At 62.8% G+C, this 26,309-nt stretch carries 28 protein-coding genes and 2 pseudogenes; 17 read left to right on the plus strand and 13 right to left on the minus strand.

Going from position 1 to position 26,309, the window contains the following annotated elements:
* The first annotated feature begins 192 nt into the window (after positions 1–192).
* A complete protein-coding gene (locus tag P6U29_RS14620; protein ID WP_407118226.1) occupies positions 193–441 on the plus strand; it encodes a hypothetical protein in 249 nt (82 codons plus the stop codon).
* Between the two features lie 111 nt (positions 442–552).
* Entirely contained in the window at positions 553–822 is a 270-nt protein-coding gene (locus tag P6U29_RS14625) for a DUF6894 family protein (protein WP_407118227.1), read from the plus strand.
* Here the strand turns inward: P6U29_RS14625 and P6U29_RS14630 are convergent.
* From P6U29_RS14630 to P6U29_RS14640, 3 genes are all read right to left on the minus strand, one after another.
* Positions 816–1,037 (minus strand): hypothetical protein, encoded by a 222-nt coding sequence (locus P6U29_RS14630; RefSeq protein ID WP_407118228.1) that lies wholly within the window; start codon positions 1,035–1,037, stop codon positions 816–818. The two genes, P6U29_RS14625 and P6U29_RS14630, sit on opposite strands and share 7 nt — an antisense overlap.
* Complete coding sequence (locus tag P6U29_RS14635) at positions 1,034–1,234, minus strand: hypothetical protein (RefSeq protein WP_407118229.1); 201 nt, start codon at positions 1,232–1,234, stop codon at positions 1,034–1,036. The genes P6U29_RS14630 and P6U29_RS14635 overlap by 4 nt, the downstream gene beginning before the upstream one ends.
* A 346-nt stretch (positions 1,235–1,580) precedes the next feature.
* On the minus strand, positions 1,581–1,871 hold the full coding sequence (locus tag P6U29_RS14640; RefSeq protein WP_407118230.1) for a hypothetical protein: 291 nt from the start codon (positions 1,869–1,871) through the stop codon (positions 1,581–1,583).
* A gap of 176 nt (positions 1,872–2,047) precedes the next feature.
* Between P6U29_RS14640 and P6U29_RS14645 the strand changes: the two genes are divergently transcribed.
* The 3 genes and pseudogenes from P6U29_RS14645 to P6U29_RS14655 all read left to right on the plus strand — a co-directional run.
* Positions 2,048–2,533 carry a DUF417 family protein gene (locus tag P6U29_RS14645; protein WP_407118231.1) on the plus strand — a complete coding sequence of 162 codons (486 nt, stop codon included), beginning with the start codon at positions 2,048–2,050 and terminating at the stop codon, positions 2,531–2,533.
* A 989-nt stretch (positions 2,534–3,522) separates the two neighbouring features.
* Positions 3,523–4,293 (plus strand): reverse transcriptase domain-containing protein, encoded by a 771-nt coding sequence (locus P6U29_RS14650; RefSeq protein WP_407118232.1) that lies wholly within the window; start codon positions 3,523–3,525, stop codon positions 4,291–4,293.
* A pseudogene (locus P6U29_RS14655) lies at positions 4,293–4,676 on the plus strand (reverse transcriptase domain-containing protein); the annotation flags it as partial. The gene P6U29_RS14650 and the pseudogene P6U29_RS14655, both read left to right, overlap by 1 nt.
* Positions 4,677–5,041: 365 nt before the next feature.
* On the opposite strand, the gene P6U29_RS14660 reads toward P6U29_RS14655, so the two are convergent.
* The 4 genes from P6U29_RS14660 to P6U29_RS14675 form a co-directional block, all read right to left on the minus strand.
* Complete coding sequence (locus tag P6U29_RS14660) at positions 5,042–6,559, minus strand: FAD-dependent monooxygenase (protein WP_407118233.1); 1,518 nt, start codon at positions 6,557–6,559, stop codon at positions 5,042–5,044.
* A gap of 187 nt (positions 6,560–6,746) precedes the next feature.
* The gene (locus tag P6U29_RS14665; RefSeq protein ID WP_407118234.1) at positions 6,747–6,947 is read right to left on the minus strand and encodes a hypothetical protein; all 201 of its coding nucleotides are present in this window, start codon (positions 6,945–6,947) and stop codon (positions 6,747–6,749) included.
* 18 nt (positions 6,948–6,965) lie between these two features.
* On the minus strand, positions 6,966–7,226 hold the full coding sequence (locus P6U29_RS14670; protein ID WP_407118235.1) for a hypothetical protein: 261 nt from the start codon (positions 7,224–7,226) through the stop codon (positions 6,966–6,968).
* On the minus strand, positions 7,204–7,638 hold the full coding sequence (locus P6U29_RS14675) for a hypothetical protein (RefSeq protein WP_407118236.1): 435 nt from the start codon (positions 7,636–7,638) through the stop codon (positions 7,204–7,206). Before P6U29_RS14675 ends, P6U29_RS14670 begins: the two co-directional genes overlap by 23 nt.
* Positions 7,639–7,643: 5 nt before the next feature.
* Between P6U29_RS14675 and P6U29_RS14680 the strand changes: the two are divergent.
* The 4 genes and pseudogenes from P6U29_RS14680 to P6U29_RS14695 all read left to right on the plus strand — a co-directional run.
* Positions 7,644–7,820 (plus strand): annotated as a pseudogene (locus P6U29_RS14680) (GNAT family N-acetyltransferase); the annotation flags it as partial.
* A gap of 232 nt (positions 7,821–8,052) precedes the next feature.
* Positions 8,053–9,321 (plus strand): CaiB/BaiF CoA transferase family protein, encoded by a 1,269-nt coding sequence (locus tag P6U29_RS14685; RefSeq protein ID WP_407118237.1) that lies wholly within the window; start codon positions 8,053–8,055, stop codon positions 9,319–9,321.
* A gap of 125 nt (positions 9,322–9,446) precedes the next feature.
* Complete coding sequence (locus tag P6U29_RS14690) at positions 9,447–10,676, plus strand: acyl-CoA dehydrogenase family protein (protein ID WP_407118238.1); 1,230 nt, start codon at positions 9,447–9,449, stop codon at positions 10,674–10,676.
* Positions 10,677–10,685: 9 nt separating this feature from the next.
* The gene (locus P6U29_RS14695) at positions 10,686–11,249 is read left to right on the plus strand and encodes a flavin reductase family protein (RefSeq protein WP_407118239.1); all 564 of its coding nucleotides are present in this window, start codon (positions 10,686–10,688) and stop codon (positions 11,247–11,249) included.
* A gap of 16 nt (positions 11,250–11,265) precedes the next feature.
* On the opposite strand, the gene P6U29_RS14700 is transcribed toward P6U29_RS14695, so the two are convergent.
* The gene (locus tag P6U29_RS14700) at positions 11,266–12,183 is read right to left on the minus strand and encodes an NAD(P)-dependent oxidoreductase (protein ID WP_407118240.1); all 918 of its coding nucleotides are present in this window, start codon (positions 12,181–12,183) and stop codon (positions 11,266–11,268) included.
* Between the two features lie 165 nt (positions 12,184–12,348).
* Here P6U29_RS14700 and P6U29_RS14705 point away from each other — a divergent pair, with 165 nt between their 5' ends.
* The 6 genes from P6U29_RS14705 to P6U29_RS14730 all read left to right on the plus strand — a co-directional run bounded on the left by P6U29_RS14705 (position 12,349) and on the right by P6U29_RS14730 (position 18,662).
* The gene (locus P6U29_RS14705) at positions 12,349–13,332 is read left to right on the plus strand and encodes an ABC transporter substrate-binding protein (RefSeq protein WP_407118241.1); all 984 of its coding nucleotides are present in this window, start codon (positions 12,349–12,351) and stop codon (positions 13,330–13,332) included.
* Positions 13,333–13,406: 74 nt separating this feature from the next.
* Complete coding sequence (ilvD, locus tag P6U29_RS14710) at positions 13,407–15,101, plus strand: dihydroxy-acid dehydratase (RefSeq protein WP_407118242.1); 1,695 nt, start codon at positions 13,407–13,409, stop codon at positions 15,099–15,101.
* Positions 15,102–15,195: 94 nt separating this feature from the next.
* Positions 15,196–16,041, plus strand: a complete 846-nt coding sequence (locus P6U29_RS14715; protein ID WP_407118243.1) for an ABC transporter ATP-binding protein — start codon at positions 15,196–15,198, stop codon at positions 16,039–16,041.
* Positions 16,038–16,823 (plus strand): ABC transporter permease, encoded by a 786-nt coding sequence (locus tag P6U29_RS14720; RefSeq protein ID WP_407118244.1) that lies wholly within the window; start codon positions 16,038–16,040, stop codon positions 16,821–16,823. Before P6U29_RS14715 ends, P6U29_RS14720 begins: the two co-directional genes overlap by 4 nt.
* The gene (locus P6U29_RS14725) at positions 16,820–17,587 is read left to right on the plus strand and encodes an ABC transporter permease (RefSeq protein WP_407118245.1); all 768 of its coding nucleotides are present in this window, start codon (positions 16,820–16,822) and stop codon (positions 17,585–17,587) included. The genes P6U29_RS14720 and P6U29_RS14725 overlap by 4 nt, the downstream gene beginning before the upstream one ends.
* Before the next feature lie 28 nt (positions 17,588–17,615).
* Positions 17,616–18,662 (plus strand): peptidase M29, encoded by a 1,047-nt coding sequence (locus P6U29_RS14730; protein ID WP_407118246.1) that lies wholly within the window; start codon positions 17,616–17,618, stop codon positions 18,660–18,662.
* On the opposite strand, the gene P6U29_RS14735 is transcribed toward P6U29_RS14730, so the two are convergent.
* Genes P6U29_RS14735 through P6U29_RS14755 form a run of 5 tightly spaced genes read right to left on the minus strand, consistent with a single transcriptional unit; the run spans position 18,659 to position 24,396 of the window.
* Positions 18,659–19,651: a 3-hydroxybutyryl-CoA dehydrogenase gene (locus P6U29_RS14735; protein WP_407118247.1), complete on the minus strand. Its 993-nt coding sequence runs from the start codon at positions 19,649–19,651 to the stop codon at positions 18,659–18,661. The genes P6U29_RS14730 and P6U29_RS14735 overlap by 4 nt on opposite strands.
* Positions 19,652–19,654: 3 nt before the next feature.
* The gene (locus P6U29_RS14740) at positions 19,655–20,743 is read right to left on the minus strand and encodes an NAD/NADP octopine/nopaline dehydrogenase family protein (protein ID WP_407118248.1); all 1,089 of its coding nucleotides are present in this window, start codon (positions 20,741–20,743) and stop codon (positions 19,655–19,657) included.
* Complete coding sequence (locus P6U29_RS14745; RefSeq protein ID WP_407118249.1) at positions 20,740–22,275, minus strand: class I adenylate-forming enzyme family protein; 1,536 nt, start codon at positions 22,273–22,275, stop codon at positions 20,740–20,742. Before P6U29_RS14745 ends, P6U29_RS14740 begins: the two co-directional genes overlap by 4 nt.
* 2 nt (positions 22,276–22,277) lie before the next feature.
* Complete coding sequence (locus P6U29_RS14750; RefSeq protein ID WP_407118250.1) at positions 22,278–23,567, minus strand: acyl-CoA dehydrogenase family protein; 1,290 nt, start codon at positions 23,565–23,567, stop codon at positions 22,278–22,280.
* Positions 23,568–23,580: 13 nt separating this feature from the next.
* The gene (locus P6U29_RS14755) at positions 23,581–24,396 is read right to left on the minus strand and encodes an alpha/beta fold hydrolase (RefSeq protein ID WP_407118251.1); all 816 of its coding nucleotides are present in this window, start codon (positions 24,394–24,396) and stop codon (positions 23,581–23,583) included.
* A gap of 189 nt (positions 24,397–24,585) precedes the next feature.
* On the opposite strand from P6U29_RS14755, the gene P6U29_RS14760 reads away from it, so the two are divergent.
* Complete coding sequence (locus P6U29_RS14760; protein ID WP_407118252.1) at positions 24,586–25,347, plus strand: SDR family NAD(P)-dependent oxidoreductase; 762 nt, start codon at positions 24,586–24,588, stop codon at positions 25,345–25,347.
* A gap of 39 nt (positions 25,348–25,386) precedes the next feature.
* Positions 25,387–26,223, plus strand: coding sequence for an enoyl-CoA hydratase family protein (locus tag P6U29_RS14765; RefSeq protein WP_407118253.1), 837 nt, complete (start codon positions 25,387–25,389; stop codon positions 26,221–26,223).
* The last annotated feature ends 86 nt before the right edge of the window (positions 26,224–26,309 follow it).

The raw sequence follows: 26,309 nt of genomic DNA on the forward strand, positions 1-26,309 counted from the left end.
TGAAACATTGCTGAAACCAGATCGTCCTGAACTCCACCGGGCCAAGCCCCGACCAACGGAGCGAACAGGAGAGACAATCATGATCCAGATCGGTTCGAAGGAAGAAGTCGCGCTGTTGCTGGCGCTGTTCGGCACCCATACCCAGCCGGTCAAGCGGCCGAAGCCGAAATCGCAGCAAAGGTGAGCGAGGCCATGCCCGGTCTGGCCGAATGCCAGAGCCTGTTGCGGCTCCTGATCGCTCGGGGCGATCCCAAGGCCATCCCGCTCGCCAAAGGTGTCATCGATCAGTTTCTGAACACGGCGCCGGCCAGCGCCCGCGGGCGCGGCCTGCGCGTGCTCCAGCGCGACGCACTCGACCAGCACGATGTCGCGGTCGGCGTGCAGCGCTCGTTCGCCGAGACGGTGGACGCCTATATCGAGCGCAAACTTGCAGAGGAGTGAGGGTGCATGCGCAGGCAGGCGCGTTCCGAAGCCCCCTGATCCCAAGAGAATTTTTCGTCCTGCTAGAAACCTTTGCGCGCGCCTTGACCTATTAGGGCAGAGGATGCGGCCATGCCCCGATATTACTTCGATCTTCGCGACAAGAAGGGAATTGCGCTGGACGAGGAGGGACTGGAATTGTCCGGCCCGCGCGCGGTTCAGGCCGAGGCCGCCAACTCGGTTGCCGACATGGCGCGCGATGCGGTGCTCTCCACGCCGCTCACCGGCGGTCGCCAAGAGATGGCGATCGACATTCGCGACGCCGGCGGTCCCATCATGCAGGTGACGTTCTGCTTAGAGATCGAAGATCTCAGGTCACGATCGCACGCACGCGATCATTGACGCGTCAGTGTCGGGCAGGATGGCTCGGGTGACCGAGACTGCTCGGACTCCAGCACGGCGATCTTTCGGCCGAGCTGCCAGACCTCGACCTTGCCCAGCCGCGTGAACTGCTTCGCAAAGGCCAAGGCGGAGGAATCGGACGAGGCTTCGAACGCTTCGGCGGAGCGGAAGACGCCGTTCTCGCCAACGAGGTAAGCGCGATATTGCTGCGTCATGTCGGCGCCTTCAGGCCGGGGGAGCGCAGCCAGGCCTCGATCTGCATGGCTGTCTCGTCCTGCCGCGCCTGGCGCAGCAGCATCTCACGGCGGCGGCCCGGTGCCAGCGTGCGCGCTTCCTCGCGGCAGCGAGCGGCCTCGTCCGCGAGTCTTTCGGTCAGGGTCGTGGTCTGTTTGAAACGACGCCGCTTCAGCATGGCGCAGCTCCTCATTGGAGTAGGGCGGGAGCGCAACTGGCGTTCTCATCACCGATCGATGCCTCAAGCCTTGCGGTGATGGCTTAACCTTATGCTCCTGGCAGAGCCGAGTCACATCATTTGATATGTTGCGCGTATTAAATTTTCGGGTGCAAGTTCAGCCGTTTGAGCCACTTACTCATCTTGGGCGCGTGATACCAAAGTCCACTTTTGAACCGAGCGACCCCAGCGAGTTTGTAGGACATCACCGGTCAAGGCTTTCGTCCGTGGGCGTCGGTGGCTGAGAGACCGAGCGTGCTCCCGCCTGCAAAGCAAGGGGAGCATCGAGATGAGGGTCTATCGGCCGTTACCTGCCGAGCATGAGCAGGCCGAATACATGCGACAGATCGTGCGCGAATGCCGCGAGCTGTTGAACCTCCACCCGATACGTTTCTTGGGCGCAAGACGCAGGAGCCTTTTCCCGGCGATCCCGGCGCGACTTCCGAGAAAGGCTCCTGATCGCCAGCTCGATCGCCACCGCCGGCAGCAGGCCTGTTTTCAGTGTGCGGATTTGCATGGCTTGGCCGCAGATGGTGCGGGCGAGCAAGCGCTCGCGCCGCATCAAGGCGACGCGTTTCCGCTTCGCGGACGGCGGCATCGGCGCGCGCCCCGGGCATTGCGGTGCAGCGCAGCCTCTTGCTGCTTGTTCCCGGCAGCGCTGCCCACGGACTCGTGAGTCCCGCGTGACGACGGCGGACGTAACGGGCCGGAGCTTGCCTCGTATCACCGGCAACCCGCGAGCAAGCGGGGATGCTCAGGGGAAGACCACGTCCAATGAAAACGGAATTCAACGTCGCCGAAGCAGGCAACGGATCCTATCGCCTTCTCGCCATCCTCCGCTGGGTCATGGTGATCATCTTCATCTCGTTCGGCATGCAGAAATTCACGCCGCAATCGGCGCGAGGTATCGCGCAGTTCATCACCAACAGCCCGTTCATCTCCTGGCTCTCGGTGTTCGGCCTGCGCGGCGAAGCCTATGTGCTCGGCGTCACCGAATTCGCGATCGCCGTGCTGCTGATCGCCGGCGCCTTTAGCCCGCTGCTCTCGGCGCTCGGCGCCTTCATGGGTGTCGTGACCTTCGCGGTCACCTTCTCGTTCTTCTTCACGACGCCCGGCGTGGTGACATGGTCACTCTCGACCGACCCGATGGCGTGGAATCTCACCGGCGAGTTTCTGTTCAAGGACATCGTGCTGCTCGCCGTCTGCCTCGTGCTGCTGCTGGCGTCGCTGCCGGAGGCGATGGGGCTGAGGAGGGGGTGAGGGGGAGGCGCTTAAAGAGGGCTCTTGGATTGACCTACGGGAAGACATAGGCGGTTCCCGACGCAGCCTTGGACGCTAATTATTAGGCCCGGGCAATCGTGCCCGGGCTTTTGTTTGGACAATCTGACATGAGACTGAAACTTCTGCACTACACGGCTAAATTGCTCGGCATCCAGTTCCATTTCGAGGGAGGGCCGTATGGCAAGAGCCGATGTGCTACGGCGTCAGGGGATGAGACGCCAACCACTTGTTAGTGCCTGCGATTGCGTTGGAGTAATGGTGGTTCAGCGTTCTTGGAAGTGTCGGCGCGACAAACGATTTCGACGTGTCTCACGAGGAGCTTTGGCCTCTTTCCCAGGAGAATACATGAGCGTAAACTCACAAAAGCTGCGTCAGCCGCGCGTTGAGCTAAGTCAAGAACTCGGATAGCCTCAATGGATCGCAGACGCGCTTGCATACAAGCCTGAAAGCCGGACTCCCCAATTGGGCTCGCCGGGTAAAAATTCCACATCAGAAAGCAACGAGCGGCGCAACATTCGGATGTTGAGCCGCGTTTCGATCACCTGATGTCTCGAATAAGCCCGCGGGTATGCCGCGGGCTTTTTTGTGTGTGCCGAGTATGAACGACAGCTTGGAGGTGGAAGTCCTCTATCCAGCCTGATGACGGCGAAGGATTAGCGAAGCGCAAGGGCGTCATCGCGAGATGGGGTCTGAAGACAGCGCGGGGCAAAGCCGCGACCCGATGGACAAGAACCGGATAATGAGGCCTACCCGGCCGGACGAGCAAGCACATGATTGCGAAGTCCATGGTCATCAAAGGTCGGGGTGGTAAATCCGGCGGGCGTGCGGTGAAGGCGGTCGGTCTTACCTCGGGAGGTCTGCGCTGTGTCCCGGTAACGGGACTGAGGCGGCCGTAAGGCGGCCTGACCGCAGCGCAGAAGTCAGCCGAGGGCATAGTAGGCGGCGGCGCGCCGCCGAAGGCCCGAACGGTGGAAGTGGTTAGTAGAGCAGTCCATCTCGCGCGAGCCATGCGACAGAAAAGTCAGGTCGAACTGAACTCGGGCACCGGCGCGGAGGGTGAAGCCCAAAGCGCCGCCGCCCGAGAGATCGAAGCAAGCGCGGCGAAGACCAGTCTTGAACGCCCGGCGGTCGCAGGGCCGACGATGGAAGCAGTGGTCGAGCGTGAGAATCTGAAGAATGCGTTGGCGCAAGTGACGCGCAACAAGGGGACGGCGGGCGTCGACGGGATGACTGTCGGCGAGTTGCCGGCCCACCTGAAGGAGCACTGGCTCGCGATCCGCGCCCAGTTGCTTGACGGGACCTACAAGCCACAACCGGTGCGGCGGGTGGAGATACCGAAGGCGTCGGGTGGCCTGCGGCCGCTCGGCATCCCGACGGTGCTCGACCGCTTCATCCAGCAAGCGGTGCTGCAGGTGCTGCAGGCGGATTGGGACGGGACGTTCTCCGAGGCGAGCTTCGGCTTCCGGCCGAGCCGCTCGGCACATCAGGCGGTGGAACGGGCGCAGGCGTATATCGCGTCCGGGCACGCCGTTGTCGTGGACATCGATCTGGAGAAGTTCTTCGACCGGGTCAACCACGACATCCTGATGGGGCTGGTCGCGAAGCGGGTCACTGACAAGCGCCTCCTGAAGCTCATCCGCGCGTTCCTGAATGCGGGTGTGATGGAAGGAGGCTGGTCAGTTCGACGGACGAGGGCACGCCGCAGGGCGGCCCGCTCTCGCCGCTATTGTCGAATCTGATGCTGGATGTACTGGACAAGGAACTGGAGAAGCGCGGCCATCGCTTCGGACGCTACGCCGACGACTGCAACATCTATGTGCGCAGTCAGAAGGCGGGCGAGCGGGTGTTGGCGGGCATCGAGAAGTTCCTGGAAAAGCGCCTCAAGCTCAAGATCAACAAGGCCAAGAGCGCGGTTGCCAAACCGAGCGTTCGCAAGTTCCTGGGCTTCAGCTTCACCGGCGGGACAGAGCCGCGGCGGCGCATCGCGCCCCAGGCACTCACCCGCTTCAAAGCGAAAGTCCGGGAGCTGACGCGGCGCACGTGCGGCCGAAGCCTCGCGCAGATCGTCAAAGAGCTGTCGGTCTATCTCAAGGGATGGCGCGGCTACTTTGGCTTCTGCCAAACGCCGTCGGTGTTGCAGGCACTTGATGAGTGGACTAGGCGGCGGTTGCGCCATCGCCTGGAAGCAATGGAAGCGTGGGAGCACCCGCTTCGCCGAGTTGCGACGTCGCGGCGTCGGCCGGAATCTGGCGGCACAAACCGTCGGCAACCCACATGGCCCCTGGCGGCTCGCGAACAGCCCCGCGCTCACCATCGCCATGCCAATCGCGTTCTTCAGGGCACTCGGCTTGGCTTCCGTCGCGGCACAGCAACCAGCATAATCTACCGAACCGCCGGATACGGACCCGTATGTCCGGTGGTGTGGGAGGGGAGAAGCCGCGAGGCTTCCCCCTATCCCGATTTGACGCCGCATGAGGCGTTCGTAGTTTACGCGCCACCCGGTCCAAACCATTTCGTCATCGCCTCCGCAAGTCCGCATCGGTTCTCATTGTCCACCCAGGCCACGTGGCCGTCGGGCCGCACGAGCACGGCCTTGGGCGCGGCGACCTGTCCGACGGCGGGAAGCTCCCATGGGCCGTCATAAGCGACATCGACGACACCGATGCGATCCGCCCACGGCATGATGTCGATGCCGCCCCGCTTGCCAGAATTGAGCAGCACGCCGCGCGCGCTGTGCAGAAGCGTGAACAGCCTCAGTTTCTGTCCCTCGACCGTCAAGTCGAGATCGGGCATGCGGCGTCCGAGCAATACGTGGCCTTCGCCGAGATCGTAGCGGATATCGAGCCCGCTCATCATCGCGCCAAAGCGCTTGCGCGGCTCGTCGATGGCGAGGAGTTCGGAGATGATTTCGCGCGCGGCGATGAGGCCGGCGTCGGCGCGGCGAAGCAGGGCAATCTGCGCCCTGGTGTTGCGCAGCACGCGCGCGGCCACAGGATGACGTTCGGTGTGGTAGGTGTCGAGCAGGCTGTCGGGCGAAATGCCGCTCACGACCTGCGCCAGCTTCCAGCCGAGATTGACCGCGTCCTGCAGGCCGGTGTTGAGGCCTTGGCCGCCGACGGAATGATGGATATGCGCGGCATCGCCGGCGAGCAGCACGCGCCCTTTGCGATAGGATGCGGCCTGTCGCGCCGCATCGGTGAAGCGCGAGATCCAGGCGGGACTGTGCGCGCCGAAGTCGGTGCCGTAAACGGCGGCGAGAGCCTCGCTGAGGTCGCGCAAGGTGGGTTCGCCACTGCGTTCGCACCTCGCTTCCGTCACGACGACCAGCACGCGCCCGCTCTCGGCTTTACTGAGGCCGTGGAAGCCGAGCGCGTCGTGACGCAGGCCGCATACCGGCGCCTCGCGCATCTCGACCTCGGCCATGAGGTTGCTCAGCGTCGGATCGGAGCCGCCGAAGTCGATGCCGGCGATCTTGCGCACCAGGCTGCGGCCGCCGTCGCAGCCGACCAGATATTTTGCGCGCAACGTCTCGCCGCCGGCTAGCGTGACGTCGACGCCGGTCTCGTCCTGCGCGAAGCCCGTCACCTCGGCGTTGCGATAGATCGGGACCGCGAGCTCCGCGACCCACTCGGCCAGGAGACGCTCGATGTGGTTCTGTCGCAGCGCGAGTCCATACGCGTGCCGGCTGGGAAGGTCGCTGATGTCGAGCCGCGTCCATGCAAAGCCCGCAAGCTGGACGATCTGTCCCTCGCGCAGGAAGCGATCCGCGACGCCGCGCTGATCGAGGAGCTCGATGCAGCGCGCGTGCAGTCCGCCGGCGCGCGTGCCTGATAGCTCCTGGTTCGCACGCCGCTCGACCACGGCGACGTCGACCTGCGCCAGCGCGAGCTCCGCGGCCAGCATCAGCCCGGTCGGACCGCCGCCGGCGATGACGACCGCATGGCCGGTGGCTGACGCGCGGCTTGTGCTCGTCCGTGAGCGGGATGTCGGAAGCAGTACAGGCATGTCGTGACCCCTCGACTCGTTGGTTGGGTCGAGGCTTCTACGCGATCATCGGGGGCTTGAAGCAAGCCCCTTGCGCACCACATATTGAGCCGGGAGGAGGGGCTCCCTTTTTTGCGCGTCGATTGACACGTCGGGCAAAACACCGGCAGAATGGCATCATCGAGATGCGCGCCGCTTCCCAGGTGGCCTAATCGTCGTTCGACAAATCTCCGGGTTTTGTAGGCAGATCGATGCTGCCGCCGTCGCCATGCACGAGATCGCGGCTCTTGTCTTCCGTCTCCCCAACGTCTTCGATGAGCTCATCCCGCGCGGCACGTTCCTTGTCGATGCGCGACCTTGGTCCCGGAAGGTTTCGTGACGTCCTGGATGAGGTCCTCTGAGGTGTCATGGCGATCCTCCCGATCGTCTAACGCGGCGTACGCGAATTCGTTCGTTTGACACGTCGGGCAAAACACTGGCAGAATGGCATCATCGAAATAGATTGGTTCAGCCCGCGCGGGAAGCAACCCGCCGCGGGCTTTTCGTTTCGGTGATCCCTAGTTCTTAGTCCGCTTACCGCGCGCTGCACCTGGTCGCTGCAATAGGACAGTTTTCGGCTATCGCCGGTGAAGTGTCCATCCTTGATGATCCAGAGGATGACGGTCTTATCGTCGATCTTCTTGAACATCAGGTTCTCGCGATCCGGAGTAGAGGCCTTGTACGCTGACAGCCTCCGAGCCCGAAGCGGGCTGCATCGTGCAGGCCGCGCCGATCCTGACGGTATCGGGAAGCTGAACTGGCGTATTTTCTATCTTGCAAATGTTGGAGGCCGTCGTCATCGATTTGCCGGCGAACGCAACGATGGTGTCGTTGAATTTCGCGCAGCGGTCCTCGAAATCGGGGCCTGCCGCTGCGTAGATACCATCCCGCGGGTGGGCCTCCTTGAGGGCTCGATCCTGCTCGACCTTCTGCTTCGCTTCTACCTTGGCTCTCAGCGTGGCCTCGGCAAGCGCGCGCTGCGTCTCCAGAGGGCAGTAGGCCGCGCGCCAGGGAGAATCCTTGAGCTTCCCATTCAGGCTCTTCTGAATGGAGATTGCCACCGGTCCTGATGCGCGCTGTCGAGGCGCGGGGACGGCGGGTCGGATGGCAGAGCATCGTTTCCGATACAACGGATAACCCGAGATCTGCCAACAACTTCATTCAGGCGGGCTATCGGCTCTATGAACCCGAATTGCCCTGGGCCTGGTCACACACGCTTTACTGGCGAAAGTGGCTCCGCTGAGGGAAGAAACAGGTTTCCGTGATGCGGAACGCGGACAGCGTAGAATAGCCGGCGCGAGATGTAACGTGACCTCGCGTGCCCAGAAGGACCCGGCAGCCTAACGGCTGCCGGGTCCTTTTTCGTGTTGAGGCGATGCGGGTCAGGTACTTGCGAACTTGGCGGCGCCGGGCTTTAAGTTTGCTCCTGCAGGGAATTCGGCGGCCATAAGCCGATGTAAGGGAGAGCGCTATTGATGCCCACCAAACCTCAACTGCCGGTACGTTCGTCGCGAGGGACGGGAGGGCCGAGTGCACTCGATGGTCTGCTGGTCGTCGATTTCACGCGCGTGGTCGCCGGCCCGGCCTGCACCCAGACACTCGCCGATTATGGCGCGCACGTCATCAAGATCGAGAACCCCGACGGCGGCGACGACACGCGTGCTTATGAGCACGCAGAGATTGGCGGCGAAAGCGCCGCCTATCTCAGCCTGAACCGCAACAAGCGCGGCATTGCGCTCGACCTTGCCGTGCCGGAGGCCCGAGAGATCGCACGGGACCTGATCCGCAAGGCAGATGTGGTCGTGGAGAATTTTTCGAGTGGGGTCATGAAGAAGTTCGGGCTCGACTATGAGTCGGTCGCGCCGCTCAACCCCCGGCTGGTCTATTGCTCGATCTCCGCCTACGGACGTACCGGACCGTTTGCCTCGCGGCCGGGCTTCGATCCCATCACGCAGGCGGAAAGCGGCTTCATGTCGCTCAACGGATTTGCCGACGGCCCGGCGGTTCGTACCGGCCCGCCCATTGTGGACATGGCGACAGGGATGTCTGCCTGCAATGCCATCCTGTTGGCGTTGCTGGCGCGGGACCGGCTCGGCCGCGGCCAACATGTCGAAGTCGCCCTGTTCGACGTCGCGATGGGGATGACGGGCTTCTACGGCATGGCTTATCTCATCAACGGCGAAAATCCCGGCCGGTTCGGCAATTCGCCCAGCGGGTCTCCCACCGTCGGCGTCTACGAAGCCTCTGACGGGCCGCTCTACATGGCCTGCGCCAACGACCGGCTCTACCGCCGGCTCGTGGTCGAGGTACTGAATCGGCCCGATCTCATCACCGATCCGCGGTTTGCCACGCGCAAAGCCCGTTCGGAGAACAAGGAGCTCTTGCGGGCAGCCATTGCAGAGGTCTTTGCCAGCGATACTCTGGAGAACTGGATGGCAAAGATGAAGCTGGCCAATATCCCGGTCGGCTATCTCCGGACGGTCGAGGAGGGCTTCAATGCGCCCGAGGCTCGCGAGCGCCATCGCCTGAACCGGATTCCGCACCCTACAGCGGAATGGGTGCCCAACATCGAGCCGCCGATTACCATGAGCCTGACCGGCGCGATCGATCCCGTTGCGGCGCCCCTGTTGGGCGAGCATACCGAAGACGTCTTGCGCAGTATCCTCGGTTACGACGAATGTCGCATCTCAGAGTTTACCCAGAAAGGTGTTTTTGGCTCCGGCAAACCCTCGACGCCAATGTGAGCCCAAGGCCGTCCCATGACACCAGGCATCGTGCAGCGTGCGGATCGATGCTTAGCAATCCTGGCTGCATTGGCTTGATTTGACGAAGGGGCGGCCGCATAAATATGTGAAATTGAGGGACACGAATGGCGCCGGATCGAAAGCCGAACATCGGCCAGTCCGCCGGGCCGGAAGCCGGCGAAGGCGCCTATGCGGCAATGATCGCGAAGGCCCGGGACCTCGTGCCGCGACTACGCGAGCGGGCGGCGCGGACGGAGGAGCTGCGGCATCTCCCCTCGGAAACCGAGATGGATCTTCATGACGCTGGCCTGTTCCGAATGCTCCAACCGGCCCGGATTGGCGGGGCCGAGCTCGACTATGTCGCTCTCGTCGATTGCGGCGAGCTGCTCGGGCAGGCGGATGCGTCGGTAGCCTGGAATCTCGCCAATCTGGCAAGCCATCACTGGATGCTCGGCATGTTCGAGCAGAAGGCGCAGGATCTGGTCTGGGGCCGCGATCCGGACGCACTGATCGCATCCTCGTTCATTTTTCCCGCCGGACGTGCCACGCGGGTCGAGGGCGGATACCGGCTGCACGGTAGCTGGCCATTCTCCTCGGGCGTTACCTCGTGCGAATGGAATATGCTTGCAAGCGTGGTCTACTCCGACGACGAGGCGGATGGCATCGAGTATCGAATCTTTCTGTTGCCGAAAGGCGATTACAAGGTGCTGGACACCTGGAACGTCGCCGGACTGCGCGGGACCGGATCTTGCGACGTGGAGGTCAGGGACGCTTTCGTGGCTGACCATATGACGGTCGCCGTCGGGGATCTTGCCGGTGGTCCGACACCCGGAAGCAAGGTCAATCCGAATCCGCTGTATGCGCTGCCCGTGTTCTCGCTGTTCCCGTACGTTCTCTCCGGTGTCGCGCTGGGGAATGCGCAGGCGTGTCTCGACGATTATATGGAGGTCGCACGTCATCGCATTTCGACCTACAACCGCGCCAAGCTGAGCGATTTTCAGAGCACTCAGATCAAGATCGCGGAAGCCTCGGCCAAGATCGACGCCGCACGCCTGATCATGCGGTCGGCCTGCCTCGATGCCATGGAGAACGCACGGTGCGGCCAAATCCCTGACATGGCGACCAAGACCAGATATAGGCGCGATGGATCTTTTTCAGTGAACTTGTGCACGGACGCGGTCTCGATGCTGTTTGCCGCGAGCGGCGCGCGTGGTCTGTTCACGAGCGGCGTGTTGCAGCGGCAGTTCCGTGATGCGCACGCGATCAACTCGCATCTCGCATTCAACTTCGATGCGGCGGGGACCAATTATGGACGAGTGGCGCTCGGCCTGCCGTCCGAGAATCTCACGCTGTGAGGTCGGCCGATGAATGATCTGCCGAAGCAGCCCCGTGCTCCCGATCCCGCTAACGAGTTCGCGAGCGACAGCTCGCAGATCGACCCTCGCGACTTTCGCAATGCGCTCGGAACCTACGCAACGGGCGTGACCATCATCACGGCGGCAGCGCCTGACGGCAAGCCCTACGGACTGACGTGCAATTCGTTCGCCTCGGTCTCGCTGAATCCTCCGCTGGTTCTGTGGAGCCTCGTCGTCTTTTCTTCGAGCCTGACCATCTTCCAGAATGCCAGCCATTTCAGCGTCAATGTTCTTGGCGCTTCGCAACAAGCACTTGCGAACAAATTCGCTAAATCGTCGGACGACAAGTTCACCGGCGTCGGCTGGACACCCGGCCTCGGCAATGCGCCGGTGCTCGCCGAGAGCGTCGCCAATTTTCAATGCCGCTCCGTGAATCGCTATTATGGTGGCGACCACGTGATCTTTCTCGGCGCGGTCGAGGCCTACACCTACAATGCGAAGGAGCCGCTGCTCTTCGCGAGAGGAGCGTTCGGTCGCTTCATGGCCGACGATGAGCGCAAGAAGGGGCCTTAACGCTCTTCAGGTCGCCTTAGACAGCGTGGCGCTCTGCCGCTGAAAGCTTGTAGATCTCCAACGCGTCCGCTTCCGCACCTCGCGCGGCCTTCGCTAGCCTGAAGAGCTGTCCGGCAAGCGAAGCCATCGGTACCGCCGTCGATGTCGCCTGTGCGACATCGGCAACGGTATCGAGGTCCTTGAGCATCGTGGCGATGTGGCCGAGCGGCGGGGTGTGAATGCCCTGCACCATCCGTGGCACGAACAGCTGGAGCGGGATTGAATCTGCAAAACCGCCGGCGAGCGCTTCGGGCAATCGATTGGCGTCGATTCCGGCGTTCTCGGCCAGGCGCGTTGCTTCCGCGAGCACGGCCATCGCGCATCCGACGATCACCTGGTTACACAGCTTTGTGGTCTGGCCGGCGCCGACCGGGCCCATGTGAGTGAACCTGCGCGCCATGGCCAGAACATAGGGCCGCACCCTCTCGATGTCGCCAGCTTCTCCGCCCGCCATGATGGCGAGCGTGCCTTCGTCGGCGCCTTTCGTGCCCCCGGACACCGGCGCATCGATCCAGCCCGCACCGTTGGCGTCTTTCAGTCGCGTTGCAAGATCGCGCGCCGCGTCTGGATGGATCGACGAGAAGTCGACGACAAGCTTGCCTGAGCCAGGCGCCGATGCCAGACCTTCGGGCCCGAAGATCACCTCCTTGACCGCCACCGCATCCGTCACGCACATGAATACGATATCCGAGTTCACCAAGAGATCACGAGGCGTGATCGCGCGCTTGGCGCCGGCCTCGGCGAGCGGCGCCACCTTGCCCTCCGAGCGGTTCCAGACAGCGACTTGGTAGCCGGCCTTGAGCAGGCGTCGGGCCATCGGCGTTCCCATGAGTCCAAGGCCGAGATAGCCGAGCTTCTCGGCGCCTTGCGGGTTTGCCTTGTTCTCATCAGCCATAGGTTGCCTCCTTCTGTCGCAATGCGACGCCGCTTTACCATACATTGCGCATCGAACGGCAAAACCGCTCGGCTCGCATGGCTTGCCTGATTGTTTGAACCATGAAACATTTGAGGCGGTCGGGTTGGCGGGCGCCGGTCGGCGCCGGAGTAGCGGAGTGGCACGATGCGAACCGTTTCGAGGTGGATCCTGGCTTTGGGGGCGGCAGCGGCCGCGAGTGCGGGGGCAAGCCCGTCATGGGCGCAGCAGACGATCCGCGTCGGCTGGACGATTCCGGCCGAGGAATCCAAATATTGGATGATGCGCAGGCCGGCCGAATTTCCGAGTATCGGCAAGACCTACAACATCGAATGGACCCAATTCCAGGGCACCGCGCCGATGACGCAGGCATTGGCGGCCGGTGCGTTGGACTGTGCGACCCAGGCGCCACTGTCGCTCGCCAACGGCGTGGTCGGCGGCAATCTTAAGGCCTATATCGTGGCGCAGCACGTTTTCGAGAAGCCCGGCGGCTTCTCGGTCTACTGGGCCGTCAAGGATGACTCGCCCATCAAGACAATCGCGGATCTCAAGGGCAAGACTGTGGGCATTTCCGTGATCGGTGGCGGCACGCAAGGGCCGTTCAATCTGCTCTTGAAACAGAATGGCGTCGATCCGGCCAAGGACATCAAGCTTGTCGAGGTCGGCTTTGCCGTCTCCGAGGACGCGCTGCGCCAAGGTCGCGTCGATGCGGTCAACATGAACCAGCCGTTTGCCGCGCGCGCGGAGGCGAAGGGCGGCACCAGGAAGCTGTTTTCGTTGTCCCAGGCCATGCCGAACATCGTACACATCCTGGAAGCCTGCCGTGCTGACTTCGTCGACAAGAATCCGGAGCTGGTCAAAGCCTATGTCCGCGACATCACGTCAGGCATGAAGAAGGTGCTGGCCAACCGCGAGGAAACCTTGAAGGTGGTGTCCGAAGTGCTCAAGGCGCCCGTTCCGGTGCTCGAGACCTATCTGCTCAAGGACAACGATTTTGGTCGCGATCCAGGCGCAGCACCAAACTTCCCGGCGATCCAGAAGATGCTGGATATCTATGCAGAGACAGGAATGCTGCCGAAGCTAGATGTCGCGCAGTTCAAGCATCAGACGATCGTCGCTCCGCTGCAATAGAAGCGGGCGAATTATCGAGCGTAAGATCGTGGCGTTCAGGATCATCCGGGGCGCTGCATGAAGAAGATGCACATATGAAGAAGTTGCGATCACGGGTCACCACAGACGGGCTCGACCGAGCCCCGCATCGTGCATTCATGCGTGCCATGGGGCTCGACGATGCTGCGATAGCCAAGCCGATGGTGGGCATCGTCAGCATGAAGGGCGAACAGACGCCCTGCAACATGACCCACGACTTCCAGGTGGCTGCGGCCAAAACTGGAATCGAGGAAGCCGGCGGCACGCCGCGCGAGTTCTCGACCGTCTCGGTTTCCGACGGCATCAGCATGAATCACGAGGGAATGAAGTTCTCCCTGTTCTCTCGGGAGCTGATCGCCGATTCGATCGAAGCCGTCGTCCATGGGCTGGCCTACGATGCGCTGATCGGATACGGCGGATGCGACAAGACCCTTCCCGGCGTGATGATGGGTATGGTTCGCTGCAACGTGCCGTCCATCTTCATCTATGGCGGCAGCTCGCTGCCGGGCCGCGTGGACGGGCGTACGCTGACGGTGCTCGATTCATATGAGGCTGTCGGCAGTTTCATGACTGGCGACATCGACGGCGCCACGCTCGAGCGGATCGAGCGTGCCTGCTTGCCGACCATCGGCGCGTGCGCCGGCCAATTCACCGCGAACACCATGGGCATGGTCTCCGAGGCGATGGGGCTGACTATTCCCAACGTCTCCATGGTGCCTGGTGTCTATGCGGAGCGTGCGCAGATCTCGCAGCGCGCCGGGCGGCTGATCATGGAGATGCTGGCTCGTGGCGGGCCGTTGCCGCGCGACATCGTGACGCGGAAATCCCTGGAGAACGGTGCGGCGATCGTTGCCGCGACGGGCGGCTCGACCAACGCCGCGCTACACCTGCCGGCGATAGCGAACGAGGCCGGCATTGCCTTCACGATCGATGACGTTGGTGAGGTTTTTGCAAGGACGCCGTTGATTGGAAACCTGCGGCCGGGTGGCAAATACACAGCAAAGGATGTCTATGATATCGGCGGCGCCGCCGTGGTGATACGCGAGCTGATTCAGAGCGGTCACATCAATGGCAGCTGCATCACCATCACCGGCCGCACGCTTGCTGAAGAACACGGCGCGGCCAACGCGCCGGACGGCGAGGTGGTTTATGCGTCTCGTGCACCGATCATGCCTGACGGCGGCGTGGCGGTTTTGAAGGGCAATCTCTGTCCGGACGGTGCGGTCATCAAGGTCGCCGGCCTGAAGAGCCAGTTCTTCGAAGGCCTGGCGCGTGTTTTCGAGGATGAAGAAGCTTGCGTCGCAGCGGTTCGTGATCGCAGCTACAAGGCGGGCGAGGTTCTCGTGATCCGCAATGAAGGGCCGGTCGGCGGACCCGGCATGCGCGAAATGCTCGGCGTCACCGCACTGATCTACGGGCAGGGCATGGGCGAAAAAGTGGCGCTGATCACCGATGGCCGGTTCTCCGGCGCAACCCGTGGCATGTGCATCGGCTACGTGGCCCCCGAGGCATTTGTTGGCGGTCCGCTGGCGCTTGTTCGCGACGGTGACAGGATCCGGATTGATGCCGCAAACCGGCGGATGGATCTCCTGCTCGATGAGCAGGAACTCGCCGCGCGGCGCCGCGATTGGAAGCAGCGTCCGCCGCGTCACCGTGCGGGTGCGCTTGCAAAGTACGCGCGACTGGTTGGGCAGGCGCCGGGCGGAGCCGTGACGCATGAAGGCCCCGCAGAATGGCCGTGGTTCGAATGACGCACTGGACGGGTGCGAAAACGACCACCTATCTGGCAGGCTTCTTGCTGAGCTCGTGCCGCTGAATGTTCGTGCGCGTGAGACGAAAGACAGGATGACGGTAGTGCCTGCGAGATCGAGCGAATGGATGAGACCGGTGACGTCACAAGAGCCGGCTTCTGCAATCATCGAGATCGATCGTGTCTCCCAGGTCTTTCAGACCTCGGCGCGCAAGGATCATTTGGCACTATCGGACATCTCGCTGACGATCGAGGAGGGAGCCTTCGTCTCTATCCTTGGTCCGTCCGGCTGCGGCAAGTCGACACTGCTCTATATCGTCGGCGGCTTTGTCCGCCCGACCAGCGGCATGGCGAAGATCAAGGGACATGCGATCACCGGGCCGGGTCCGGATCGCGGACCGGTGTTCCAGGAGTTTGCCCTGTTTCCTTGGAAAACTGTGCTGGGCAATGTGATGTATGGGCCGCGCCAGCAAGGTGTGCGCACCGCCGAGGCCGAGGCGCAGAGCCGGGCCTTGATTGAGATGGTCGGCCTTAAGGGCTTTGAGAATTTCTATCCCAAGGAATTGTCGGGTGGCATGAAGCAACGCGTGGCGCTGGCGCGCACGCTCGCCTACCATCCTGAAGTGCTGCTGATGGACGAGCCGTTCGGTGCGCTCGACGCGCACACACGGACGCGCCTGCAGAACGATCTTCTGAACATCTGGGAGCGCGACCGCAAGACGGTGCTGTTCGTCACGCATTCGGTCGACGAGGCCGTGTTCCTCTCGGACAAGGTCGTCATGATGTCGAAATCGCCCGGCCGAATCCGACAAGTCATCGACATCGATCTGCCGCGACCGCGCCGCCGCAACGAGCTGCTGTTGGATCCGCGCTACCAGAAGTACGTCGTCGATATCGAGCGCATGTTCGATGAGGGCGACGAGGCCGGGCCTGTCTCATGATATCGCCGGCTGTCTTGACCAGGCGTGCTGCTCCGGTACTGGCCTGCATCGGATTGCTGGCAGTGTGGCAGGTCGCCTCGCTTGTGCTGAAGAACGACAGCTTCCCGACGGCGATCGAGGCGATCCGGGCAATTCCCGACATTCTCGGCGACAAGGAATCCCTCATCAACATCCTCGCTTCGCTTCGTCGCATGGCGATCGGGTTCGGCGTGGCGGTGCTGGTTTCGATTCCGCTGGGCCTGTTGATGGGACGCAGCCGGGGCATCGCGGCCTTCTTCAATCCGCTCCTGATGGTGATTTATCCGGTGCCGAAGGCCGCCTTGATGCCGATTATCATGCTTTGGCTTGGCGTTGGCGACATCACCAAGACACTGGTGATCTTTCTGGGCGTCAGCCTTCCCGTGATCTATCACAGCTTCGAGGGTGCCAAGGCGGTCGAGGAGAAGATGCTGTGGTCGGGTGCCGCGATGGGACTTTCGCCCGCACAAGGCTTGGTGCGGATCGTACTGCCCGCGGCGCTGCCGGAAATCCTGACCGGATGCCGCACGGGATTGGTGCTGGCACTGATCACGATGATCACCAGCGAGATGATCGCCCGTCAGTCGGGCGCCGGCAACATCCTGTTCAATGCGCTCGATATGGGCCAATACGACACCGTCTTTGCGATGATCATCATCGTGGGGACAATGGGAATTTGCCTCGACGCGATTTTCGAAAGGGTTCGTGCCAGGCTCGTGCGTTGGTCCGAGCCGCAGTTCGACATGCCGCTGAGCTTCTCATGATGTCGCGCCTTCTCTCCCCAAACATCTTGCTTGGGATTGCGCCGATCGGGCTGGCGATCGCGGTGTGGCAGGGCCTGGTGTCATTCGGCTTTGCGCCCGCGGTTTTGCTGCCGCCGCCGGGCTTCGTCTTCAGCCGGCTGCTTCAGCAGCTCGTGACGTTGACGTTTCAGCAGGAAATCGCAGCAACGCTGATCCGTCTGTTTGCCGGGTTTGCGATTGCGGTCGTGCTTGGGGTCAGTATCGGCATCGCCGCCGCCGCCAGTGCCGCGATCAACGCCGCGGTTCGTCCGATCGTCCGCGTCTTGGCGCCACTGCCCAAGGTCGCGCTCTATCCGGCGCTCCTGCTTTTGCTCGGGTTCGGTCACGGATCGAAGGTCACATTGGTGGCCGCGGACGCGCTCTTTCCCATTCTGCTCTCGACCTATTATGGTGCATCGACCGTCGAGCAGAAGCTGATCTGGTCGGCTATGGCGGCGGGAACACCGCGCTATGAAATCCTCTTCAAGGTGGTGCTGCCTGCGGCGATGCCATCGATCCTGACTGGGTGCCGGATCGGCCTTGTCATTTCCTGTATCGTGGTGTTTCTGGCCGAGATGATCACATCGACGGATGGACTAGGCCACGCGCTCGTGACGGCGGCCAGAACCTTCCAGGCGGTGGACATGTTCGTCCCGCTGATCACGATATCGCTGCTAGGTTTGATCCTGAATGGCCTGCTGGGAGCCGTGCGATCGTACTTGCTTCGGGGCTTTCCCGAAGCGTAACGAACAAATAGAAGACCGGGAGAGAATCATGCTGGCTGATCGCATCGAAGCAAAATGGATTGACGCATTCTGCGAGATCTTTGAGCGATGCGCCGTCAAGACCGGCGATACCGCGGCGATCCTCTCGGAAACCCAGTCGCGTGCGTTGAACGTGCATCTTGCGGAACTAGCCCTGCTGCGCATGGGCGCGCGGCCGTTTCACGTGGTGATGCCGACACCGCGTAACCGTCATGTCGTTCCGGTTCGCTCCACCGGCGCGAGCGAGGCGATCCAAAAGCTCGGTCCAGTCATCACGGCGCTTCAGCAGGCTGGATTTGTGGTGGATTGCACCATTGAAGGCCTGATGCACGCGGTAGAGACGCCCGAGATCCTCAAGGCCGGCGCGCGGATCCTGGTGATCTCCAACGAGCATCCCGAAGCGCTGGAGCGCATGGTGCCGGATCCCGCGCTTGAGAAGCGCGTTCGCGCGGCGGCGAAGTTGCTACGGGGGACTAAGCGGATGCGCGTCACATCAAAAGCCGGCACGGCGCTCGATGTCGACATGGTCGGCGCATCGACGGTCGGTGTGTGGGGCTGGACTGACAAACCTGGCACGCTGGCGCACTGGCCGGGTGGCATCGTCGTCAGCTTCCCCAAGAGCGGGACCATCAACGGCACGCTGGTGATGGCGCCTGGTGACATCAATCTCACCTTCAAGCGCTACCTGACGTCGCCCGTGAAGATGACCTTGAAGGACGATTACGTCGTCGAGCTGGAAGGCGAGGGCACGGATGCCGCGATGATGCGCGCCTATCTCGCTGCTTGGGGGGATCGCGAAGCCTATGCGGTGTCGCATGTCGGCTTCGGCATGAACCCCGGCGCGCGCTACGAGGCGCTGTCGATGTACGATCAGCGCGACACCAACGGCACCGAGATTCGGGCCGTCTCCGGCAATTTCCTGTTCTCAACCGGCGCGAATGAATTCGCCGGCCGTTATACGGCGGGTCATTTCGATCTGCCGATGATGGGCACGACCATCGAGCTCGATGGCGTTCCAGTGGTCCGGGAGGGCGTGCTCCAGGACGTCTTTGGCTAGTTGCGGTCGAGCACTGGGGGGCGCGCCAGTCCGAAGTGCCGGAGCAGATCGACCATGGCCTGGAGCCGCTTCGCGCGATAGACGTCGACGTCGAGCCCGGAATAATCGAGAAAGCCTGCACCGGTGCGCAGGCCGATCCGGCCTTCATGCATGTTGCGTGAAATGACATCCGGTGCCCGATAACGCTCGCTGCCGAGCGCGCCTTCCAGATATCTGCTTGCGTAGTAGAGGATGTCGCCGCCGCCCCAATCGATGAATTCGAGCAGCCCGAGCACGGCGTAGCGGAAGCCGAAACCGTAACGGATCGCCTTGTCGATCTCCTCGGCACTGGCGACCCCTTCCTCGACCATGCGAGCGGCCTCGTTCATCGCCAGCGCCTGGATCCGTGGAACAATGAAGCCGGGCGTCGCTGCACAGACCACCGGGACCTTGCCGATGCCTTCGAGCAGCGCCTTGACCTCGTCGACGACGATGGGATCAGTGGCTCTGCCGGGTGACATCTCGACCAGCGGGATCAGATAGGCCGGGTTAAGCCAGTGCACGTTCAGGAAGCGGCGAGGGTTCACGATCGCGCTGGATAGATCATCGACGAGGATGGTCGAGGTTGTCGATGCGATGACTGTATCCGGACCGACCTGCTTTGAAGCCGCCCCGAGCACCTCACGCTTGAGCTCGACGACCTCAGGAACGCCCTCGAAAACCATCCCGGCGTCGGATAGTGCTTCATCGCTTTGGCCGGCCGCGATCACTGAGATCCGCGCGACAAGGGGATCTACATCTGCCTCGGTCAAGAGCCCCAGCTTCGATAGGCTGGCAAAGGTCGTCCTGATCTCGCCAAGCGCATCCGCTTCCAGCTTGGCAAACTCCGCCGCGGAGCGCGCCTTAACGTCGACCATCGCGACCGCATGCCCCGCATAGGCGAACGCGACGGCGATGCCGCGTCCCATGCGGCCAGCGCCGAGACAGGCGATATTGACGCGATTGGTCATCGATCAGAATCCGTTGCGAAGCAGCGTCTGCAGTTCGGCCTTGCTGAGATCGCCAAGACCCAGTGTTTCGAGCGTCCGGCCACCTCGTGCAAAATCTTCGCCACAGACGGCGCCGCCGATCGACAGAAACGCCTTGGCCAATGGCGTGGCTACGCCGGAAAGGCCAGCGACGGAGACCAGCAGCGACAGCCCGAGCCGCAGATCCTCGCGCATGTAGCGGTGCTCGGTCAGAACAATTCTTTCGCGCCAGTCGCCGGAATCGGTCAGACGGTCATGTGAACCGCGGCCATACATCCAGATCTCGCCTTCCTTCGCGTAGTGATGGGCGAGTTGGAAATGCGGTGCGCCGTAGCCGAGCGCCTCGCGCACCGCGATGCGTTCGGCGTCGAGCGCGTCGGTGACTCGGCGAATCGCGGCTTGGGTGCCTTCCTTGTGAATGTCCCAGCGTTCGAAATGTTCGATCGGGCCCGCATTCATCACGATCAGCGGCGGATGGATGATCGGGCCTGCGTTCATCAGCGCGCCTGACAGCGTATCTCCGCACGGTTCGATCACGCCTGGAAATGCGCGTCCGATGACTTCGAGTGCATGCGGCGCCTGATCAAGCGGGAATACACCGACCGGCAGGCGCTTGGCGCGGATGGTGATCGCGACCTCGAATGGTCCGTGCTTGCGGGTCAGCCAGGGCAGCGTGCCGGTTTCGGCAAAGCTCACCCGGGCGTTGTTGCCGACATGCCGTGCGGCTTGTGCGAAGATCATTGAGCCGAATGTCGCCGGCGGCAGAAACACGACCTGGCCGTCCCGCAGATGCGGCGCGAGCTGGCGAGCGATATCTGCTTGAGCGAAGGCAGGGGCGGGGCACAGGATCAGCTCCGTGCCGTCGACAGCTTCGGCGATGTCGGTCGTGACCAGCGCGAGCTTCACGTCGTGGTGGCCGTTGTGATCCTTGACCAGGATGCGCGTTCCCGCGGCGCGCTGCGCCGCGACCTGATCGGCATCGCGGCGCCAAAGTCGCACCTCATGGCCCGACAGCGCAAAATCGCCCGCGGCCGCGAAAGAGCCGTTTCCCCCACCTAGAACTGCGATCTTCAAGATGCTTCTCCTTGCGCGCGGGACTGCGCATCAAGCTGCTTCAGCAGGAAATGCTGGACCTTGCCCAGCGCCGTCCGCGGCAGATCGGTGACGAAGACGATCTCGCGCGGAACCTTGTAGCGCGCGAGTTGCGCCTGAAGATGCGCCCTCAATTCGTTCGCGTCGAGCCGGCAGCCGGATCTCGCAATGATATAGGCGATCGGCACCTCGTCCCAGCGCGGATCCGGCCGGCCGATCACGGCGCATTCGCTGACATCAGGATGTTCGAGCAGGACGCGCTCGACCTCGGCCGGATAGACGTTCTCGCCGCCCGATATGATCATGTTTTTCTTGCGGTCACGGACCCAGAAATAGCCGTCGGCGTCGCACAGGCCGATATCACCGGTACGGTACCAGCCGTCGTGCAACGCGTCGCGCGTTGCGGCCTCGTTACCCCAATATTCGAAGAACACGTTGGGTCCGCGCACCGCGATCTCCCCCGGCGTGTCCGCGGGCAGTTCGTTGCCGGCCTGGTCGATCACCTTGGCTTCGCAGCATAGGCCGGCAAGGCCGGTCGATCCCCCGCGCGAGAGATCGCCGCCGAGCCGCGTGTAGACGGCGATCGGGCAGGTTTCCGTCGAGCCATAGACCTGCAGCACAGGGACACCGCGCGCGACGAAACGCTCGATCAGGTACGGAGGCACGATGGTCGAGCCGGTGGCGACGGCCTTAAGTGACGCGAGATCGGTCGTGGTCCAGGCGGGATGCTCGCTCACCGCCTGAATGATCGCAGGTACCATGACCGTGAGTGTCGGCCGTTCTCGTTCGATGGCCGCAAGCGCGGCATCCGGCGTGAAGCGCGCATGCATCGTGACGGTCGCGCCCAATTGGAGCGCGGGCGTGGTCTGGATGTTGAGACCGCCGACGTGGAAGAATGGCAGCACGGTCAGCACATGGTCGTCGGAGGTCATGTTGTGCATGTGCTGGCTCATGACGCCGTTCCAGAACAGCGCCTCCTGCCGCAGCACCGCGCCCTTTGGCCGTCCCGTCGTTCCTGACGTGTAGACGATGAGCAGCGGGCAGGAGAGGTCGGTGTGCCGGTTGCGGTCGCTGCCCTGGCTGCGAGCCAGCAGATCTTCGAACGTCGTGCCTCGAGGCGGCGTGAAGTCGAGGCCGACGACGGATGTCCCCGGCGCGGTCTGCCCAAGCTCGGCAAGCACTCCGGAAAATGCCTGCTCGAGTACCAGGACCTTGGCGCCGGCATCGCTGAGGATGAACAGCTGCTCGGCGACAGCCAGCCGCCAGTTCAGCGGCACCAGCATCGCGCCGAGCCGCGCGCACGCGTAGAGCAGGACCAGATAATCCGGCCGGTTCAGGCTCAGAATCGCGACACGGTCGCCGCGGCCGACGCCGAGCTGTTGCTTCAACGCCGTCGCGGTCCGTTCGATGCGCGCGGCGAATGCCGCGTAGCTCAGCTGCTTGCCTTCGAAGGCAATGGCTGTCTTATCTGGCGCGAACGCCGCGTTGCGGTCGATCAGGCTACAGAGGTCCACCGTCAGTTGTCCGTTTCGCCGGCCTCGTACAGCGCTTCGCGCCCGATCCGGTCGAGGCAGAGCTCGGCGGTCCAGGGCAGCATCAGCGAGCCGCAGCGGCTGTCGCGATAGATCCGCTCCAGCGGCAGCGACTTGAGCATGGCCTGACCGCCGCAGGTGCGGATCGCGAGCGCGGCGAGCTCATTGGCGCCCTCCATCACCGAATATTGCGCGGCATAGGCGCGCAGAACCTGCTCCTTGCTCGGATTGGCGCGCGCTTCGGTCACAGCCTGAAACCAGATTGCCTTGATCTGCTCTAGCTTGATCTGCATCTGCGCGACCGCGATCTGCTTGGTCGGGTACATCCGCCGTTTGACCGGCGGCATGCCCGGAACCTCGCCGCGCAAGTAACGTACGGTGAAGTCATAGGCGGCTTGCGCGAGGCCCATATAGGTCGGCGACAACGTCAGGAACATGTGCGGCCAGCGCATCGCGGCCTGGAAATAGACGCCACGCGGCATCAGCGCGGAATCATCCGGCACAAACACATCCTTGAACAGAAGCGTCCGCGAGACCGTGCCGCGCATGCCGAGCGGATCCCAATCGCCGACGACGGAAACACCTTCCGACTTGGCGAGAATCGCAAGGTAAAGCGTGTTGCGGCGCGAAGCCTTCTCGCCTTGCTCGATCTCGGTGCAGAGCACCCCGTAATAGTCGGCATGACCGGAGAGCGACGCAAAGATTTTCTTGCCGTTGACGATCCACCCGCCTTCGACCGGCCTCGCTTCCGTGCCGAATGCGACCCCACCCGCAGCCGCCGCGCCGCCTTCGGAGAAGGGCTGCGAATAGATCGCACCATCCTCGACGATGCGCTTGTAGTGGACCGCGCGCCGCCGTTCGTGCTCGGCGCGCGTCTCTTTATCCATGTCGAGATCGTCGGCGAGGGGACCCGACCACAGCGTCGAACAGACGTGCATGTTCCAAGTCAGCGCGGTCGCACCGCAATAGCGGCCGATCTCGGCGGCCGCCAAGGCATAGGTCTGGTAGTTCGCGCCGAGGCCGCCATGCCTCTTGGGAACGGCAATGCCGAGCAGGCCGACGCGATGCAGGTCGCGATAATTCTCAGTCGGGAAGGTCGCCTCGCGATCGTAGGCCGCGGCGCGCGCAGCGAACACAGTCTGGCCGATCTCGCGGGCGCGCGTGACGATGCCGGCCTGCTCGTCGTTCAAGCGGAATGCGACAGGGTCGAAGATCGGCGCATCCAGCGCGACCTTGTTGGTCGTGCCAATCGTCTTGCTGACTTGCATGGTCATCGCGCAGTTACCTTTACGCTTTGGTAGCGAGAGGGTTCAGAAACCGGCCGAGAGCTTCATCAAAGGCACCGGGGCGTTCGAGATTAGCGAGATGGCCTACGCCCGCGAGCTCGACATATTCGGCTCCCGGAATATAGGTCGCCGTCTTTGCCATCATCGGCGCAGGCGCGTTGTTGTCTTTTGAGCCGGACAGCAGGAGTGTGGGAACGGAAATATTCCCAAGCGTGCTGCGCTGATCGAAGCCGATGAGAGCCAGCATCATGGCGCGGTAGCTGGCCTCAGGCACGCTCCCCATGCATTCGCGGGCAACCTCCATTCCCTTCGGATCCGGATCGTCGCCGACGAGCTCCTTCACCAGCGAAGGTGCCAGCGACTTCATCGTCTCCCCGCGGTCGAGCGGCCCGAGCCGCGCCGCGATGAATGATTTCTGCCAGTCGCCGTCGGACTTACCGAAGGCCGGGCTGGTCTGCGCCAGCACGACCGCGCGTGCCAGTTTGGGAAACTGAACCAGCCACCTCTGGACGATCATGCCGCCGATGGAATGGCCGATCAGAACGGGCCTGCTGACGCCGAGTTGCTCGATGAACTGCTGGAGTGCTTCCGCCAGGGCAGCGATGCTGACGCTGGTGAGCGGCGCCGATCCGCCATAACCCGGCATATCCCATGCGATCGCGCGGAAGCGGTCGCCAAAGTTGGCAAGCTGCTGCCGCCAGGCCCGCGCCGCGCCGCCGATGCCATGCAGGAATATCAGTGGTATCGCGCCCGGATCGCCCGCAGCTTCATAGGCGAAGCGTCCGTCCTTTGTTATCATTGGCGCAGGCTGCGACACGCGACATCCTTTTGCTGGGCCCTTCGATGCTAACAGGCTTGCCGGCGATGGGAAGCGATAATTTTATACTTAAAGCAATTTTCGGGCCGGGCGCCATGCGGCGTTTGCGATGTCGATCGGCGCTTTCGTTGCAAAAATTTGAAGGTTAAAATATATCGGGGAACGATCAGCAGCCCAGGGAGCCCGCGCATGTCCGGATTGCCGCATTCGCCGCACGCGCTGGTGACCGGTGGCGGTCGCGGCATCGGCCGTGCGATAGCTGCTTCTCTGGTCGACGCTGGCGCGACCGTAACCGTGCTTGGCCGAAATGCGGCGGTTCTCGAAGAGGCGGTCAATGCAGGTGCCGCGCATTTTGCGTCCGTCGCCGATGTCTCGAACGAAACGTCACTGAAAGCCGCCATTGCCGCGGCAAGCGCGCGCAAGCCGATCGACATTCTGATTGCCAACGCGGGCAGCGCTGAATCGGCGCCGTTTGCGAAATCGGACACCGCTCTTTTTGCGCGCATGATGGATGTCAATTTCATGGGCGTGGTCCACGCCGTCCAGGCTGTGCTGCCGGGCATGAGGGATCGTTCCTATGGCCGCATCGTCGCGGTTGCGTCCACGGCCGGACTCAAGGGCTACGCCTATGTGAGCGCATACGCTGCCGCCAAGCATGCCGTGGTCGGGCTCGTGCGTTCCCTTGCCCTCGAGATGGCTGAAAGCAACGTCACCGTGAATGCGGTATGTCCCGGCTTCACCGACACCGATCTCGTTGCCAGCAGCATCGAGAATATCATGAAGAAGACGGGGCGTAGCCGCGAGCAGGCCGTCGCAGAGCTTGCGAAACACAATCCGCAAGGGCGCCTGATCACGCCTCAGGAGGTCGCAGACGCGGTTCTCTGGCTGTGCGGCGAGGGCGCAGGCGCGATCACCGGACAGGCGATCGCGGTTGCCGGTGGTGAAATCTAAGGTGCGTAAGGCCCCATCCAAGGAAGCCAAGGAGATCGCATGAGCAGACCCGCCAATCCCGTCACCGTGCCGCTTGTAGACTATTCGCCGCAGCACTTCCTGCTGGCCGTGGTGGACGGCGTTGCGACGGTCACGCTCAACCGCCCCGAACGAAAGAATCCGCTGACGTTCGAAAGCTACCGGGAACTGACCGATTTCTTCCGTGCCTGCGCTTTCGACGACGCGATAAAATCCATCGTCGTCACCGGTGCCGGCGGCAATTTCTCGTCGGGCGGCGACGTGTTCGAGATTATCGGTCCGCTCGTCAAGATGGACACCAAGGGGCTGACCGCCTTCACACGGATGACCGGTGACCTCGTTAAGGCGATGCGGGCCTGCCCGCAGCCGATCGTCGCCGCGGTCGAAGGCATTTGCGCGGGCGCGGGGGCGATTATCGCCATGGCATCTGACATGCGCCTTGCGACGAGCGGGGCGAAGGTGGCGTTCCTGTTCACCAAGGTCGGTCTGGCCGGCTGCGACATGGGTGCTTGCGCGATCTTGCCGCGGATCATTGGGCAGTCTCGCGCCTCGGAGCTGCTCTATACCGGCCGGTTCATGACCGCGGAAGAGGGCGAGCGCTGGGGCTTCTTCAGCCGCATCGTCACGCCGGAGCAGGTGCTGCCCCAGGCGCAAATTCTAGCGAAACAGATCGCGGAAGGGCCGACCTTTGCCAACACCATGACCAAGCGGATGCTGGCCATGGAATGGGCGATGTCAGTGGAGGAGGCGATCGAAGCGGAGGCCGTTGCCCAAGCACTGTGCATGACCACGGCGGATTTCGAGCGTGCTTTCGAGGCCTTCGCCAACAAGGTCAAGCCGGTCTTCAGGGGCGACTGAGCCAGCTGCTATTATCTGCAGCCAAGCCAGCAACGGGGACTTGCGTGAAATTATTTTAGGCTTAAAATAGTTTTCATGGCCGGTCG

Source organism: Bradyrhizobium sp. LMG 9283 (assembly GCF_045571415.1).
Classification (GTDB): Bacteria; Pseudomonadota; Alphaproteobacteria; order Rhizobiales; family Xanthobacteraceae; genus Bradyrhizobium.

Excerpts from the sequence above, each read along its gene's own strand:
- P6U29_RS14760 (WP_407118252.1), top strand. The coding sequence starts at position 24,586 with ATGTCCGGATTGCCGCATTCGCCGCACGCGCTGGTGACCGGTGGCGGT.
- P6U29_RS14720 (WP_407118244.1), top strand. The coding sequence starts at position 16,038 with ATGATATCGCCGGCTGTCTTGACCAGGCGTGCTGCTCCGGTACTGGCC.
- P6U29_RS14715 (WP_407118243.1), top strand. The coding sequence starts at position 15,196 with ATGACGGTAGTGCCTGCGAGATCGAGCGAATGGATGAGACCGGTGACG.
- P6U29_RS14730 (WP_407118246.1), top strand. The coding sequence starts at position 17,616 with ATGCTGGCTGATCGCATCGAAGCAAAATGGATTGACGCATTCTGCGAG.
- P6U29_RS14630 (WP_407118228.1), bottom strand. The coding sequence starts at position 1,037 with ATGACGCAGCAATATCGCGCTTACCTCGTTGGCGAGAACGGCGTCTTC.
- P6U29_RS14765 (WP_407118253.1), top strand. The coding sequence starts at position 25,387 with ATGAGCAGACCCGCCAATCCCGTCACCGTGCCGCTTGTAGACTATTCG.
- P6U29_RS14640 (WP_407118230.1), bottom strand. The coding sequence starts at position 1,871 with ATGCCGCCGTCCGCGAAGCGGAAACGCGTCGCCTTGATGCGGCGCGAG.
- P6U29_RS14700 (WP_407118240.1), bottom strand. The coding sequence starts at position 12,183 with ATGGCTGATGAGAACAAGGCAAACCCGCAAGGCGCCGAGAAGCTCGGC.
- P6U29_RS14645 (WP_407118231.1), top strand. The coding sequence starts at position 2,048 with ATGAAAACGGAATTCAACGTCGCCGAAGCAGGCAACGGATCCTATCGC.
- P6U29_RS14665 (WP_407118234.1), bottom strand. The coding sequence starts at position 6,947 with ATGACACCTCAGAGGACCTCATCCAGGACGTCACGAAACCTTCCGGGA.
- P6U29_RS14635 (WP_407118229.1), bottom strand. The coding sequence starts at position 1,234 with ATGCTGAAGCGGCGTCGTTTCAAACAGACCACGACCCTGACCGAAAGA.
- P6U29_RS14620 (WP_407118226.1), top strand. The coding sequence starts at position 193 with ATGCCCGGTCTGGCCGAATGCCAGAGCCTGTTGCGGCTCCTGATCGCT.
- P6U29_RS14705 (WP_407118241.1), top strand. The coding sequence starts at position 12,349 with ATGCGAACCGTTTCGAGGTGGATCCTGGCTTTGGGGGCGGCAGCGGCC.
- P6U29_RS14690 (WP_407118238.1), top strand. The coding sequence starts at position 9,447 with ATGGCGCCGGATCGAAAGCCGAACATCGGCCAGTCCGCCGGGCCGGAA.
- P6U29_RS14750 (WP_407118250.1), bottom strand. The coding sequence starts at position 23,567 with ATGACCATGCAAGTCAGCAAGACGATTGGCACGACCAACAAGGTCGCG.
- ilvD (WP_407118242.1), top strand. The coding sequence starts at position 13,407 with ATGAAGAAGTTGCGATCACGGGTCACCACAGACGGGCTCGACCGAGCC.
- P6U29_RS14670 (WP_407118235.1), bottom strand. The coding sequence starts at position 7,226 with ATGTTCAAGAAGATCGACGATAAGACCGTCATCCTCTGGATCATCAAG.
- P6U29_RS14725 (WP_407118245.1), top strand. The coding sequence starts at position 16,820 with ATGATGTCGCGCCTTCTCTCCCCAAACATCTTGCTTGGGATTGCGCCG.
- P6U29_RS14735 (WP_407118247.1), bottom strand. The coding sequence starts at position 19,651 with ATGACCAATCGCGTCAATATCGCCTGTCTCGGCGCTGGCCGCATGGGA.
- P6U29_RS14625 (WP_407118227.1), top strand. The coding sequence starts at position 553 with ATGCCCCGATATTACTTCGATCTTCGCGACAAGAAGGGAATTGCGCTG.
- P6U29_RS14685 (WP_407118237.1), top strand. The coding sequence starts at position 8,053 with ATGCCCACCAAACCTCAACTGCCGGTACGTTCGTCGCGAGGGACGGGA.
- P6U29_RS14660 (WP_407118233.1), bottom strand. The coding sequence starts at position 6,559 with ATGCCTGTACTGCTTCCGACATCCCGCTCACGGACGAGCACAAGCCGC.
- P6U29_RS14695 (WP_407118239.1), top strand. The coding sequence starts at position 10,686 with ATGAATGATCTGCCGAAGCAGCCCCGTGCTCCCGATCCCGCTAACGAG.